The 14,350-nt window shown below is 67.1% G+C and carries 14 protein-coding genes; 8 read left to right on the top strand and 6 right to left on the bottom strand.

Annotation, left to right across the window (positions count from 1 at the left end):
* Positions 1-8 precede the first annotated feature (8 nt).
* Entirely contained in the window at positions 9-611 is a 603-nt protein-coding gene (gene lspA / locus SKC41_RS20515) for a signal peptidase II (RefSeq protein ID WP_330979492.1), read from the top strand.
* The gene (locus SKC41_RS20510) at positions 608-1,534 is read left to right on the top strand and encodes an RluA family pseudouridine synthase (RefSeq protein ID WP_330979491.1); all 927 of its coding nucleotides are present in this window, start codon (positions 608-610) and stop codon (positions 1,532-1,534) included. Before lspA ends, SKC41_RS20510 begins: the two co-directional genes overlap by 4 nt.
* On the opposite strand, the gene SKC41_RS20505 is transcribed toward SKC41_RS20510, so the two are convergent.
* From SKC41_RS20505 to SKC41_RS20490, 4 genes are all read right to left on the bottom strand, one after another.
* Entirely contained in the window at positions 1,535-2,293 is a 759-nt protein-coding gene (locus SKC41_RS20505; protein WP_330979583.1) for a methyltransferase domain-containing protein, read from the bottom strand. It abuts the gene before it with no gap.
* 7 nt (positions 2,294-2,300) lie between these two features.
* Positions 2,301-3,065, bottom strand: a complete 765-nt coding sequence (locus tag SKC41_RS20500) for a class I SAM-dependent methyltransferase (RefSeq protein ID WP_330979490.1) — start codon at positions 3,063-3,065, stop codon at positions 2,301-2,303.
* An 18-nt stretch (positions 3,066-3,083) separates the two neighbouring features.
* Positions 3,084-3,707, bottom strand: coding sequence for a lysozyme inhibitor LprI family protein (locus SKC41_RS20495; RefSeq protein WP_330979489.1), 624 nt, complete (start codon positions 3,705-3,707; stop codon positions 3,084-3,086).
* A 79-nt stretch (positions 3,708-3,786) separates the two neighbouring features.
* The gene (locus SKC41_RS20490; RefSeq protein ID WP_330979488.1) at positions 3,787-4,197 is read right to left on the bottom strand and encodes a group I truncated hemoglobin; all 411 of its coding nucleotides are present in this window, start codon (positions 4,195-4,197) and stop codon (positions 3,787-3,789) included.
* A 223-nt stretch (positions 4,198-4,420) separates the two neighbouring features.
* Between SKC41_RS20490 and SKC41_RS20485 the strand changes: the two genes are divergently transcribed.
* From SKC41_RS20485 to dnaE, 4 genes are all read left to right on the top strand, one after another.
* Complete coding sequence (locus SKC41_RS20485) at positions 4,421-5,437, top strand: SDR family NAD(P)-dependent oxidoreductase (RefSeq protein WP_330979487.1); 1,017 nt, start codon at positions 4,421-4,423, stop codon at positions 5,435-5,437.
* 4 nt (positions 5,438-5,441) lie between these two features.
* Positions 5,442-6,245: an SDR family NAD(P)-dependent oxidoreductase gene (locus SKC41_RS20480; protein WP_330979486.1), complete on the top strand. Its 804-nt coding sequence runs from the start codon at positions 5,442-5,444 to the stop codon at positions 6,243-6,245.
* 130 nt (positions 6,246-6,375) lie between these two features.
* A complete protein-coding gene (locus SKC41_RS20475; RefSeq protein ID WP_330979485.1) occupies positions 6,376-6,807 on the top strand; it encodes a type II toxin-antitoxin system Rv0910 family toxin in 432 nt (143 codons plus the stop codon).
* Between the two features lie 67 nt (positions 6,808-6,874).
* On the top strand, positions 6,875-10,441 hold the full coding sequence (gene dnaE, locus SKC41_RS20470) for a DNA polymerase III subunit alpha (RefSeq protein ID WP_330979484.1): 3,567 nt from the start codon (positions 6,875-6,877) through the stop codon (positions 10,439-10,441).
* Positions 10,442-10,522: 81 nt separating this feature from the next.
* On the opposite strand, the gene SKC41_RS20465 is transcribed toward dnaE, so the two are convergent.
* Positions 10,523-10,960, bottom strand: a complete 438-nt coding sequence (locus SKC41_RS20465) for a PPOX class F420-dependent oxidoreductase (protein ID WP_330979483.1) — start codon at positions 10,958-10,960, stop codon at positions 10,523-10,525.
* Positions 10,961-11,022: 62 nt separating this feature from the next.
* On the opposite strand from SKC41_RS20465, the gene SKC41_RS20460 reads away from it, so the two are divergent.
* Positions 11,023-11,418, top strand: coding sequence for a MerR family transcriptional regulator (locus SKC41_RS20460; protein ID WP_330979482.1), 396 nt, complete (start codon positions 11,023-11,025; stop codon positions 11,416-11,418).
* Here SKC41_RS20460 and SKC41_RS20455 read toward each other — a convergent pair.
* Positions 11,415-12,260 (bottom strand): class I SAM-dependent methyltransferase, encoded by an 846-nt coding sequence (locus SKC41_RS20455; protein WP_330979481.1) that lies wholly within the window; start codon positions 12,258-12,260, stop codon positions 11,415-11,417. The genes SKC41_RS20460 and SKC41_RS20455 overlap by 4 nt on opposite strands.
* A 192-nt stretch (positions 12,261-12,452) precedes the next feature.
* On the opposite strand from SKC41_RS20455, the gene SKC41_RS20450 reads away from it, so the two are divergent.
* Positions 12,453-14,345, top strand: a complete 1,893-nt coding sequence (locus SKC41_RS20450) for a lysophospholipid acyltransferase (protein WP_330979480.1) — start codon at positions 12,453-12,455, stop codon at positions 14,343-14,345.
* Positions 14,346-14,350: the final 5 nt, after the last annotated feature.

The following is a 14,350-nucleotide window of genomic DNA, read 5'->3' as shown; positions in this document are numbered from 1 at the left end:
ATGGGGAGGTGCCTGAAGAACCAACAGGATCGGCCGAGCCGGTGACGTCCGCGGGGGAGGCCGAAACGTCCGGGGAAGTGGCAGAACCCGAAGCCGGTACGCCGCGGTCCGCTCCGAGGCGGCTGCGGCTGCTGCTGTCGGTCGCGGCCGTCGTGCTCGCGCTCGACGTCGTGACCAAGGTGCTCGCCGTCCGACTGCTGCCGCCTGGGCAGCCGGTGTCGATCATCGGCGACACGGTGACCTGGACGTTGGTGCGCAACTCCGGGGCCGCGTTCTCGATGGCGACCGGCTACACCTGGATGCTGACGCTGATCGCCACCGGTGTGGTGCTCGGCATCTTCTGGATGGGCCGGCGGCTGGTATCGCCGTGGTGGGCGGTGGGCCTGGGCATGATTCTCGGTGGCGCCACCGGCAACCTGGTCGATCGCTTCTTTCGCGCGCCGGGACCGCTTCGGGGCCATGTCGTGGATTTCTTGTCGATCGGCTGGTGGCCGGTGTTCAACGTCGCGGACCCGGCCGTGGTCGGCGGCGCGATCCTGCTCGTCGTGCTCTCGGTGTTCGGCTTCGATTTCGACTCGGTAGGTCGTCGCAAGCCCGACCCGACCAAATGACCAACCGCTCGATGCCCGTTCCGGAGGGATTGGCGGGCATGCGTGTCGACGCCGGGCTGTCGCGCCTGTTGGGGCTGTCCCGCAGCGCGGTCGCGGCCATCGCCGAGGACGGCGGCGTCGAACTCGACGGTGTACAGGCGGGCAAGTCCGACCGACTGACACCCGGCGCCTGGCTGGAGGTGCGGTTGCCCGAGGCGCCGGCGCCGCTGGAGAACACGCCCGTCGAGATCGAGGGCATGGCCATCCTGTACTCCGACGACGACATCGTCGTCATCGACAAGCCGGCGGCGGTGGCCGCGCACGCCTCGGTGGGCTGGAGCGGGCCGACCGTGCTCGGCGGCCTGGCCGCCGCGGGCTACCGGATCACCACGTCGGGTGTGCACGAACGGCAGGGCATCGTGCACCGCCTCGACGTGGGGACCTCCGGGGTGATGGTGGTCGCGATCTCTGAACGGGCCTACACCCTGCTCAAGCGGGCGTTCAAGCAACGCACCGTCGATAAGCGCTATCACGCTCTGGTGCAAGGACATCCGGACCCGTCCAGCGGGACCATCGACGCGCCGATCGGACGGCATCGCGGCGGGGAGTGGAAGTTCGCGGTCACCCAGAACGGTCGGCACAGCGTCACCCACTACGACACCGTCGAAGCGTTCGCCGCCGCCAGCCTGCTTGATGTGCACCTGGAAACCGGTCGCACCCACCAGATTCGGGTTCATTTCGCCGCGTTGCACCATCCGTGCTGCGGCGACCTCGTCTACGGCGCCGACCCGAAACTCGCGAAAAGGCTTGGCCTGGAACGTCAATGGCTGCATGCCCGGTCGCTGGCGTTCGCCCATCCGGCCGACGGGCGGTGGGTGGAATTCGTCAGCCCGTACCCGACCGACCTGCGCCACGCGTTGGGCGTGCTGCGCGACGAGGGCTGATCAGCCGGGCTTGCGGGCCTCGACCAGCACCCGCGTCGGGTGCGTGACGAACCGGCCGTCCGCCTCGATGATGTCGTGCAGGGCGCGCAGTCGCCCGTAGTACGGCTCGACGGTGAAGTCCGGCACGGTCCAAATCAGCTTGCGCAAGAAGTAGATCACCGCGCCGATGTCGAAGAACTCCGCGCGCAGCGTCTCCATGCGGATGTCCACGATCTGCAACCCGACGGCCTGTGCGTCGGCGCGCTGCACGGCCGGCTCGAGGTGGGCACCCAACTCGGGGTGCGGCCCCATCACGAATTCGACCAGCTCGCACACCGTCGCCGGGCCGGGGTGCTGCGCGAAGTAGGTGCCACCGGGCCGCAACATGCGGGCAATCTCGCTCCACCACACCGCAATTGGATGCCGGCTGGTCACCAGGTCAAATGCCTCGGCGGCGAACGGCAGCGGGGGCTCGTCGCTGGTCCGGATGACCACCACGCCGCGGGGCCCTAATCGCCGGGTGGCCAGTGCGGCGTTGGGCGGCCATGATTCGGTGGCCGCCATCGTGGGCGGGAACGACGGCACACCGACGAGCACCTCGCCGCCACCGGTGTGGATGTCCAGGGCGGCCGACACGGCGGCGAGCCGGGCGCTGATCTGCCGCTGGTATCCCCAGGACGGGCGTTCCTCGGTGGCCCTGCCATCCAGCCAGGAGAAGTCCCAGCCCACGAGGGGCGCCGCGACGGCCTCCGCCATCAGCTCGTCGAACGACCGTCGCATCCCGGGCTCAGCTGACATCCGGCTTGCGGGCCTCGACGAGAACCCGCGTCGCATGCGCGACGAAGGGGCCATCGGATTCGATGCGCTCGTGCAGCTCGCGCAGCCGATCGCGGTAGCGCTCGACGGTGAAGTCCGGCACCCACCAGATCACCTTGCGCAGGACGTAGACCACCGCGCCGATGTCGAAGTACTCCTGCCGGAGGCGCTCCGGCCGCATATTGACGATCTCCAGCCCGGCTGCCCGCGCCGCCGCGCTCTCGTTGTCCGGGTGTCTTACATCCGACGCTTCGGGCAGTGGCCCGGTGAAGTACTCGATCAGCTCGGACACCGTCGCGGGTCCGATGTGTTGAGCCAGGTAGGTGCCGCCCGGCCGTAACACCCGGGCGATCTCAGGCCAGAACAGCGTGTGCGGATGCCGGCTGGTGACCAGGTCGAAGGCCTCATCGGCGAACGGCAGGACCGACTCGTCGGGTGTGCCCACCACGACCACGCCGCGCGGGTGCAGGAGCTTGGTCGCCAGCGGGATGTTCGGCGGCCAGGACTCGACGGCCGCCATGGTGGGCGGGAACGGCCCGGCGCCGGCCAGCACTTCGCCGCCACCGGTCTGCAGATCCACGGCGGCCGTCACGGTTGCGAAGTGACGGCTGATCAGCTGTTGGTAGCCCCAGGACGGGCGTTCCTCGGTGGCACGCCCGTCCAGCCACGAGAAATCCCAGCCGTCGACGGGTACCGAATCGGCGGCTGCGACGAGATCGTCGAATGTGCGGCCCACGCTAGGCATTGTGGGGCATCAGGACGTGGTGCAGACGAACTTGGTGCCGTTGAAGTCAATTGTTACCTCGCCCTGGTGCTCCCAGTATTCGGAGCCCTGCCGGCCGTACCTCGCCCCGCTGCCGGACGGCAGCAGAAACAGAATCTCCTGGTTGCCTTTCCAGTTGAGCACCGCCGTGCGCGGGTCGAACTGGTTGTAGAACTGGGCGGTCAGCGGGCCGGCGTCGGCGGGGCAGTGATAGGTGATGACCGGCGGAGCCACCGTGGCGGGGTCGGCGATGGCCAATTGGACGAGCCGGGTCTGATAGGCCTCCAGCACGCAGGTGTGCACATCGACATTGCGGGCACAGTCGTCGCGGGCCGTCGTCCAACCGGTTTGGGCCTCCGCCAGTGCGGCGGGATCGGCGCCGGTGCGGGCGAGCGCTTGCTGATAGGCGGTTTGCAGGCGGTGGTCGAGCTCGGTCAGGTGTGGGTCACTGCAGACCAGCTGCTGCACGGCGTTCGCGGGTTTGCCGCAGTCGACCGCCACCGACGCCGGTGGCTTGCTGGTGACGGTCGGCATCCCCGAACCGGACGGCCGGGTGGACGGCGAGCTGCACGCGCCCACCATCAGTGCCGCGGCGATGACTGCGATCGGCCTCATACGTGTTGACTACCGGCTGCGCCGCGATCGCCGGGCGCGACACGCCCGCGCGCCGGCGAATTCATATCCGCTGTGCGGCTCAGCGCTTGGCAGTGCCGGCGTCGCTCGATGCGATCTCGGGGGCGAGCGGTGCGACGACGCTCAGAATCTCCGTCACCGTCATCGGCGAGACGCCCGCCGCGGCCAGCGCATCGGCCAAATGCCCGGCCACCAGGTTGAAGTGGTGCATCGTGATGCCGCGCCCCCGATGCACTTGCTTCATCGGGGCACCGGTGTAGACATCGGGTGCGCCAAGCGCGGCCGCGAAGAACTCGATCTGCTTGCCTTTGAGGCGGTTCATATTGCTTCCGGTGAAGAAGCCGGCCAGTTGGGCATCGGCGAGCACCCGGACGTAGAAGTCCTCGACGACGACTTCGAGCGCCTCGTGCCCGCCGATCCGGTCGAAGATGGTTGTCGGCTCCGGTTTGTGGAACGTTGCCAAGAGTTTCATGTAACCAGCGGACCACTGCGGCGTTGCCCCTCAGTTAGTCCCCGATCACGCTCGGATTGCCCGACGTAACAAGCCGATTGCCGGCACGTAGCCGCATCTTCGGCCGCTCGGTGAGACGGTTCGCCTCGTTCAGGTGACGGTCATCCGTTCGTCGCCGCCGCGTCATGCCCTAGGTTGGCAGTATGACCCACGTCACACCATCCGCCGTTAGGAGCGACAACCGATGAACCTTGGTGACTTGACGAACTTGGTGGAAAAGCCATTCGCGGTGGTCTCCAACATCATCAACACGCCGAACTCGGCCGGGCGATATCGACCGTTCTATCTGAGGAATCTGCTCGAGGCGGTGCAAGGGCACAGTCTCGGCGAAGCCGTCGACGGCAAGACCGTCCTGATCACCGGCGGTTCGTCGGGCATCGGGGAGGCCGCCGCGAAGAAGATCGCCGAAGCCGGCGCGACGGTGGTGCTGGTGGCCCGCACGCCGGAGAACCTGGAGAAGGTCGCCGCTGAGATCCGACGCGACGGCGGCATCGCCCACGTCTACCCCTGTGATCTCTCGGACATGGACGCCATCGCCGCGATGGCCGACAAAGTGCTCAATGAGCTTGGGGGAGTGGACATCCTGATCAACAACGCGGGCCGGTCGATTCGGCGCTCGCTGGCACTGTCCTACGACCGGATCCACGACTACCAGCGGACGATGCAGCTGAACTACCTGGGCGCCGTCCAGCTCATCCTCAAGTTCATCCCGGGGATGCGCGAGCGCGGTTCCGGGCACATCATCAACGTCTCGTCCGTCGGTGTGCAGACCCGCGCACCGCGGTTCGGTGCCTACATCGCCAGCAAGGCCGCGCTGGACAGTCTCTGCGACGCACTGCAAGCCGAAGTCGTCAACGACGACGTGCGATTCACCACGGTGCACATGGCGCTGGTGCGAACCCCGATGATCGGCCCGACCAAGATGTACGACAAGTTCCCGGCGCTGACGCCGGACCAGGCGGCCGGGGTGATCACCGACGCGATCGTGCACCGGCCGCGGCGGGCCAGCTCACCGTTCGGGCAATTCGCCGCGGTCGCCGACGCCGTCAACCCGGCCGTGATGGATCGGGTGCGCAACCGGGCGTTCGCCATGTTCGACGACTCCACCGCCGCCAAGGGTGACGAAAACTCCACCAGCGCAGCACAATTCAACAGACGCAGCGAGACGTTCCTGCAGGCGACTCGCGGAATTCACTGGTGACGCTATGAGCCTTCCGAAAGCCGGCAGCCAGACGACCGTCGTCATCACCGGTGCCTCCTCGGGGATCGGCGCCGAACTCGCGCGCGGCCTGGCCCGCCGCGGCTTCCCGCTGTTGCTCGTCGCGCGACGGCGCGAACGCCTCGACGAGCTCGCCACCGAGGTGGGAGCGGAGCACTCGGTCGCGGTCGAGGTGATGCCACTGGACCTCAGCGACAGCAAGTCGCGGGCGAAACTGGCGACCCGGCTGCGCACCGAACCGATCGCGGGCCTGTGCAACAGCGCCGGCTTCGGCACCAGCGGGGTCTTTCACGAGTTGCCGGTCGAACGCGAGAGCGAGGAGGTCACCCTCAATGCGCTGGTGTTGATGGAACTCACGCATGCGGCGCTGCCCGGCATGGTCGAGCGCGGCGCCGGAGCCGTGATGAACATCGCGTCGATCGCCGCGTTTCAGCCGCTGCCCTTCATGGCGGTGTACTCGGCGACCAAGGCCTTCGTGCAGACCTTCTCCGAAGCCGTCCACGAAGAGCTGCACGGCACGGGGGTGTCGGTCACCGCGCTGTGCCCGGGCCCGGTACCGACCGAGTGGGCCGAGATCGCCAACGCCAAGCGATTCAGCGTGCCCCTTGCCCAAGTCTCGCCGGCCGATGTCGCGGAGGCGGCGATCGACGGCATGCTGTCCGGCAAGCGCACCGTCGTCCCCGGCGTGGTGCCTAAGGTCGTCAGCAATGGCGGCAGGTACACGCCGCGCAGCTTGCTGCTGCCGGCGATCCGCATCGGCAACCGATTCCGCGGCGGCCCCAGCCACTGAGCTTGCGGCGATGCCGGCGGGTGCCTTCCCGTCGAGTGTGCGTCCAGGGCGGCGACACGCCGAGCCGCGCCGCCCCGCGCGCGCAGTCAAAACCCTGAGCGCGCACTCAAAGCCGGGCTAGGTTGGCTTGATGGCCGCTGTGGAGCTGACCGCCGACGTCCCGATGACCCCGCAGGACATGTGGGACCACGTCTCGGATCTGTCGGACCTGGGCGACTGGCTGACGATGCATGAAGGTTGGCGCAGCGATCTGCCCGACGAGATCGCCGAAGGCACCCAGATCATCGGCGTGGCGCGCGCCAAGGGCATGCGTAACCGCGTCACCTGGACGGTGACCACGTGGGACCCGCCGCATGAGGTGGCGATGTCGGGCTCGGGCAAGGGCGGAACCAAATACGGCGTCACCCTGACCGTGCGGTCCAGCGGTGCCGGATCGACCCTGGGTTTGCGCCTTGAGCTGGGCGGTCGGGCGTTGTTCGGCCCGGTCGGATCGGCGGCGGCGCGCGCGGTCAAAGGCGACGTCGAGAAGTCACTGAAGAACTTCGTCGAGTTGTACGGATAGAAACCCGAGAAACACCTACGCGACACGCCGAGGATACGTCGGTGCTCGGTCATAGACTGGCCTCCCTATGACCGGTTCGATTCCTCCTCACGCGAGTGTTCGCCGCGAGTCCTCGTTCGTGCACCTGCACAACCACACCGAGTATTCGATGCTCGATGGTGCCGCGAAGATCACGCCGATGCTGGCCGAGGTGGAGCGGCTGGAAATGCCCGCGGTCGGCATGACCGACCACGGAAACATGTTCGGCGCCAGCGAGTTCTACAACGCGGCGACCAAGATCGGGATCAAGCCGATCATCGGCGTCGAGGCCTACATCGCGCCGGGCTCGCGATTCGACACCAAGCGGATCCTGTGGGGTGATCCCGGCCAGAAGTCCGACGACGTCTCGGGTAGCGGCTCCTACACCCACATGACGATGGTGGCCGAAAACGCCACCGGCCTGCGCAACCTGTTCAAGCTGTCGTCGTTGGCCTCCTTCGAGGGGCAGCTCGGCAAGTGGTCGCGCATGGACGCCGAGCTGATCGCCGAGCACGCCGAGGGCATCATCGCCACCACCGGGTGCCCGTCGGGTGAAGTGCAGACGCGTCTTCGGCTGGGGCATGAGCGCGAGGCCCTGGAGTCGGCCGCCAAGTGGCGCGAGATCTTCGGTGCCGACAACTTCTTCCTCGAGCTGATGGACCATGGGCTGTCCATCGAGACGCGAGTCCGCGACGGCTTGCTGGAGATCGGCCGCAAGCTGGGCATCCCGCCGCTGGCCACCAACGACTGCCACTACGTCACCCGCGACGCCTCCCATAACCACGAGGCGCTGTTGTGCGTGCAGACCGGCAAGACGCTGTCGGACCCGAACCGGTTCAAGTTCGACGGCGACGGCTACTACCTGAAGTCGGCCGCCGAGATGCGCCAGATCTGGGACGGCGAGGTGCCCGGCGCGTGCGACTCCACCCTGCTGATCGCCGAGCGGGTGCAGTCCTACGCCGACGTGTGGACGCCGCGCGACCGGATGCCGGTCTTCCCGGTGCCCGAGGGACACGACCAGGCGACCTGGTTGCACCACGAGGTGATGGCGGGCCTGCAGCGGCGCTTTGGATCCGGTGTCGGCCAGGAATACATCGACCGGGCCGAGTACGAGATCAAGGTCATCTGCGACAAGGGTTTTCCGGCCTACTTCCTGATCGTGGCCGACCTGATCAACCACGCGAAGTCGATCGATATCCGGGTCGGGCCGGGGCGTGGTTCGGCGGCGGGCTCGCTGGTGGCCTACGCGCTGGGCATCACCAACATCGACCCGATTCCGCACGGTCTGCTGTTCGAGCGCTTCCTCAACCCGGAGCGTCCGTCGGCCCCCGATATCGACATCGACTTCGACGACCGCCGCCGCGGTGAGATGGTGCGCTACGCCGCCGACAAGTGGGGCTCCGATCGCGTCGCGCAGGTCATCACCTTCGGCACGATTAAAACCAAAGCGGCCCTGAAGGATTCGGCACGGATCCACTACGGGCAGCCCGGGTTCGCGATCGCCGACCGGATCACCAAGGCGTTGCCACCGCCGATCATGGCCAAGGACATTCCGTTGTCCGGCATCACCGACCCGAACCACGAGCGGTACAAGGAAGCATCCGAGGTTCGCAGCCTGATCGAAACCGATCCGGACGTGCGCACGATCTACCAGACGGCGCGCGGCCTGGAGGGCCTGGTCCGCAACGCCGGCGTGCACGCCTGCGCGGTGATCATGAGCAGCGAGCCGCTGACCGAGGCGATCCCGCTGTGGAAGCGGCCACAGGACGGCGCCGTCATCACCGGCTGGGACTACCCCTCGTGTGAGGCCATCGGCCTGCTGAAGATGGATTTCCTGGGCCTGCGCAACCTGACGATCATCGGCGACGCGCTGGATAACATCAAGGCCAACAGGGGAATTGACCTCGACCTGGAGTCCGTGCCGCTCGACGACAAGGCCACCTACGAGCTGCTGGGCCGCGGCGACACCCTGGGTGTCTTCCAGCTCGACGGCGGGCCGATGCGTGACCTGCTGCGGCGCATGCAGCCCACCGAATTCAACGACATCGTCGCCGTGCTGGCGCTGTACCGGCCGGGACCGATGGGCATGAACGCCCACAACGACTACGCCGACCGCAAGAACGGCCGGCAGGCGATCAAGCCGATCCACCCGCAGCTCGAGGAACCGCTGCGCGAAATCCTTTCCGAGACTTACGGTTTGATCGTTTATCAAGAGCAGATCATGTTCATCGCCCAGAAGGTCGCCTCCTACACGATGGGTAAGGCCGACGCGCTGCGCAAGGCGATGGGCAAGAAGAAGCTCGAGGTGCTCGAGGCCGAGTACAAAGGCTTCTACGAAGGTATGACCGCCAACGGCTTCTCCGAAAAAGCGGTGAAAGCGTTGTGGGACACTATTCTTCCGTTCGCCGGCTATGCGTTCAACAAGTCGCACGCCGCCGGTTACGGCCTGGTCTCGTACTGGACCGCGTATCTGAAGGCCAACTATCCGGCCGAGTACATGGCCGGGCTGTTGACGTCGGTGGGCGACGACAAGGACAAAGCCGCGGTCTACCTGGCCGACTGCCGCAAGCTCGGCATCACGGTGCTGCCGCCGGACGTCAACGAGTCTCTGGTCAACTTCGCGTCGGTCGGCAAGGACATCCGCTTCGGCCTGGGCGCGGTGCGCAATGTCGGTGCCAACGTGGTGGGCTCGCTGATCAAAACCCGAAGCGAGAAAAGCAAATTCACCGATTTCTCGGATTACCTGAACAAGATCGACATCTCCGCGTGCAACAAGAAGGTTACCGAGTCGCTGATCAAGGCCGGCGCGTTCGATTCGCTGGGGCACGCCCGCAAGGGGCTGTTCCTGGTGCACACCGACGCCGTCGACTCGGTGCTGGGCACCAAGAAGGCCGAGGCGATGGGCCAGTACGACCTGTTCGGCGGCGGCGATGCCGGCGGAGACGCGGTGTTCACCATCCGGGTGCCCGAGGACGAATGGGAAGACAAGCACAAGCTCGCCCTGGAGCGAGAAATGTTGGGGCTCTACGTATCCGGACATCCGCTCAACGGGGTGGCGCATCTGTTGTCCGCGCAGGTGGACACGCAGATACCGGCGATCCTGGACGGCGACGTCAACAACGAGACCCAGGTGCGGGTGGGCGGCATCCTGGCCTCGGTCAACCGGCGGGTGAACAAGAACGGAATGCCTTGGGCGTCAGCCCAATTGGAAGACCTCACCGGTGGCATCGAGGTGATGTTCTTCCCGCACGCGTACTCCGCCTACGGTGCCGACATCGTCGACGACGCGGTGGTGCTGATCAACGCCAAGGTTGCGATCCGCGACGACCGGATCTCGCTGATCGCCAATGAGCTTGTGGTGCCTGACTTTTCCAATGCCCAGCCGAACCGGCCGATCGCGGTCAGCCTGCCCACCCGGCAGTGCACCGTCGACAAAGTGAGCGCACTCAAGCAGGTGCTGGCCCGGCATCCGGGAACCTCCCAGGTGCATCTGCGGCTGATCAGTGGAGACCGGATCACCACGCTGGAGCTCGATCAGTCGCTGCGGGTGACGCCGTCGCCGGCGCTGATGGGCGACCTGAAGGAACTGCTCGGCCCGGGCTGCCTGGGCAGCTAGCGCCCGGCTGTGCGTCCACGGCCGGACCGCTCGGCGTGTCGTCGCCGCCAGCGCGCACTCGAATGCCTAGGCGCACGCTGATTACGACAGCTGGACCCGGACGATGACGCTGTCGGCCCAGACCCCGCGATCGCGCGCCCGGCGCAGCTTCTCCCGCAGACCCAGATCCCGGTGCACGTTGGTCACGCCCGGCACCTTGACCAGTGGGACGATGTTCCATTGCCAGCCGTAGCGCCGGTGCAGGATCCGATTGGCCCGCTGCGCCTCGGCCCCCGACAGCAGCGTGGCGCGCCCGGCCACCGTCGGCGCACCGTCGCGCACCCGGCCGCGGTGGTCGCACGCCCGCAGCTCGATGTCGGGGTGGGCCGTCAGCCGTTTGGTCTTGGGGCCGACCTTGGTCCGGAACACCACCGCGTCGCCGTCCATCGCGAACCAGATCGGAGTGTCGCGGGGGATGCCGTCGCGGCGGAAAGATCGGAGCAGGGCGTAGCGGGCGTCGCCGAGTGCGTTGTGGTGCATGGTGTTGAGTCAACGACTTAGAGTTGACTCGAAGTCAAGTGCTGAGGATTCCGGGAGGTTCGATGGCTGCCGCGGCAACCGGCCGCTCGCTCACGATCGGCGACGTCGCGCGTGCGACCGGGGTGGCCGCGACGACCCTGCGCTACTACGAGCAGATCGGGTTGCTGCCGTCACCGGCGCGGTTGGCGGGCCGGCGCCGCTACGACGACTCGATCGTGGCCCGTCTCGAGGTCATCCGGCTGTGCAAATCCGCCGGCTTCGCGCTGGAAGAAATCCAGCTGCTGTTCGCCGACGATGCGCCGGGGCGCCCCGCCAGCCGCGCCCTGGCCGAGGCCAAACTCGCCCAGATCGACGACCAGCTGGCGTCGCTGGCACGGGCGCGGGCCGTCATCGAGTGGGGGATGAGCTGCACCTGTCCGTCGATCGACGCCTGCACCTGCGGCATCCATCCGGCCTAGAACTGGTAGCGCAAGATCCGCGCTTTGCGGGCCGACACCTCGAACATCCCGGAAACCTTGGTGGCGAACCGAATCCAGCCCGGAAACAGCTCGACCTCGGGCGCGTGGGCGAGGCTGACCTCTTCGACGAGCTTCAGCAGCGGATTCCATTTTTCGGGCGTTCGCGGGTCTTCGAACCCCGGATAACCCCATTGGGCGCCGACGGTGCTGAACATTCGCTGCGGGGCCAGTTTCACCGCAAGCCGGGTGAACCAGCCGATGCGGCCGTAGTCGTTGAAGGCCAGTTCGCCCGAGGTGAAATACGTGGTGATGCGCCGGAAGACGGCGATCAGCACCGGCTCGGACAGGAACGCGAACAGCCCGTCGGCGATCACCATGACCGGCCGGTCGGCGGGAATGGTGTTGGGCCAGCTCTGGTCGGCCAGCGAGGCGGTCACCACATGGGCGCGCTTGCTGGGCGGCAACAGCTGGCGGCGCAGCGCGCTGACACCCGGAAGGTCGACGCTGTACCAGTCGACGGTGGCGGGCGGCTGCACCCGAAACGGGCCCGAGTCCAGCCCGGCGCCCAGATCGACGACAACGGCATCGGGGTGCTCGGCGGTGAAGGCGCGTACCCGCTCGTCGAGCATCTTGGCGCGCAGCGCCGTCTGGCAGATCACGCTTGCCGGGATGCCGAGACCCGCGAAGTCGTAGTCGATCTTGTCGACGATGTCCGCGGCGAGCGAGTCGGCGAGAATGGGCCGCGCCCATTGGCTGTCCAGCGCTCGGGCGTATTGGGTGAGCAACGCGGTCTCCTCGAGCGGCGAGAGATGGCTCGCGCCGATCCGGGGTTGGGGCCGCATCATCCGAACGTACTCGGCGCCCACCGATCGGGCAGGTCGGTCGGGCCGCGAAATGGCGGAATGTGTTCCGTGCCACCCAACGGCGGACGTACGCTCACCGAGGGATGTGGAGAACGCGCATGGTGAGAAGCCGGTCCCGCCACCCGGCGACACCTTAAGGAGAACGCGAATGACGAGAACGGTGCGAGCGGTATGACCGGCCGGCGGCTCGCGACAGCGCGTGAACTCGGCCGCGGTAGAGCACGAAAGCTGTTGCAGCGCAGCGGGATTATCGACGAATCCGTGACGCCGCTATCGACCGATCCGGCTGCCGTGGCCCAGTTGCTGGGCGCGCCGTGGTACGACGAGAGGCTGGCCAAGCTGGCCGACGAGCTCGACCGCGACCCCGGTGACGTGCGGGCCGAGGCGGCTGTCTACCTGCGCGAGATGGCGGCCTCCCTGGACGAGCGGGCGGTGCAGGGGTGGCGCGGGTTCAGCCGCTGGCTGATGCGGGCTTACGACGTGCTGGTCGACGAGGACCAGATCGCGCAGCTGCGCAAGCTGGATCGCAAAGCGACGTTGGCCTTTGCCTTTTCGCACCGGTCGTACCTGGACGGCATGCTGCTGCCGGAGATGATCGTGGCCAACCGGCTCTCGCCCGCCTTTACGTTCGGCGGAGCCAATCTCAATTTCTTCCCGATGGGCGCCTTCGCCAAGCGCACCGGGACGATCTTCATCCGGCGCCAGACCAAAGACATTCCCGTCTACCGGTTCGTGCTGCGCGCGTACACCGCTCAATTGGTGCAAAACCACACGAACCTCACCTGGTCGATCGAGGGAGGGCGCACCCGGACCGGCAAGCTGCGGCCACCGGTGTTCGGCATCCTGCGCTACCTCACCGACGCCGTCGACGAAATCGACGGTCCCGAAGTGTTTTTGGTGCCGACCTCCATCGTGTACGACCAGCTGCACGAGGTCGAGGCGATGACCACCGAAGCCTACGGGGCAAAGAAGCGGCCCGAAGACTTTCGCTTCCTGGTCGGCTTGGCGCGACAGCAAGGCAAGCGGCTCGGTCGCGCTTACCTGGACTTCGGCGAACCGCTGCCGCTGCGCAAACGCCTCGAGGAGATGCGCGGCGAGGAAGCGGTGACCGGGACCGAAATCGAACGCATCGCACTCGATGTCGAGCACCGGATCAACCGCGCGACACCGGTCACTCCCACCGCGGTGGTGAACCTGGCGTTGCTGGGCGCGGACCGGTCGTTGTCGATCAGCGAGGTGCTGGCCACCGTGCGACCGCTGGCCAGCTACATCACGGCGCGAAACTGGTCGGTCGCCGGCGCCGCGGACCTGACGAATCGCTCCACCATCCGGTGGACGTTGCACCAGCTCGTCGCCTCCGGTGTGGTCAGCGTGTATGACGCCGGCACCGAGGCGGTGTGGGGGATCGGCGAGGACCAGCACCTGGTCGCGGCGTTCTACCGCAATACCGCGATCCACATTTTGGTCGATCGCGCGATCGCCGAGACGGCGTTGCTGGCCGCTGCCGAAAACGCCGAGAATTCGGCGGATGGCATGGTGTCGCCGGTGACGGTGCGCGACGAGGCGCTGAGCCTGCGTGAGTTGCTGAAGTTCGAGTTCCTGTTCTCCGGCCGTGCCCAGTTCGAAAAGGAGCTCGCCGACGAGGTACGCCTGATCGGGGCGGCGGACACCAGCCACGCCGCGGCCGCCGCCGACGTGCGCGGGCTGCTGGCATCGGCCGATGTGCTGTTGGCGCACTTGGTGTTGCGGCCGTTCCTCGACGCGTACCACATCGTCGCCGACCGGCTGGCCGCCCTCGCGGACGAGTCCCTGGACGAAAACGCCTTCCTCGCCGAATGTCTGGAGTTGGGCAAGCAGTGGGAGCTGCAGCGCAGAATCGCCAGCGCCGAGTCGAGGTCGATGGAGTTGTTCAAGACCGCGCTGCGGCTGGCGCGCCACCGTGAGCTGGTCGAGGGTTCGGATTCCGAGCAACTCGCCAAGCGTCGCCAGGAGTTCGCGGACGAGATCGCGACCGCGACCCGACGCGTCAACGCGATCGCCGAACTCGCCCGGGCGCAGGTCTAACTCCA

The organism is Mycobacterium sp. 050128, from assembly GCF_036409155.1.
GTDB lineage: Bacteria > Actinomycetota > Actinomycetes > Mycobacteriales > Mycobacteriaceae > Mycobacterium.
The sequence above is the reverse complement of the archived record's forward strand: the minus strand, read 5'-3'. Positions and strand labels throughout refer to the sequence as shown.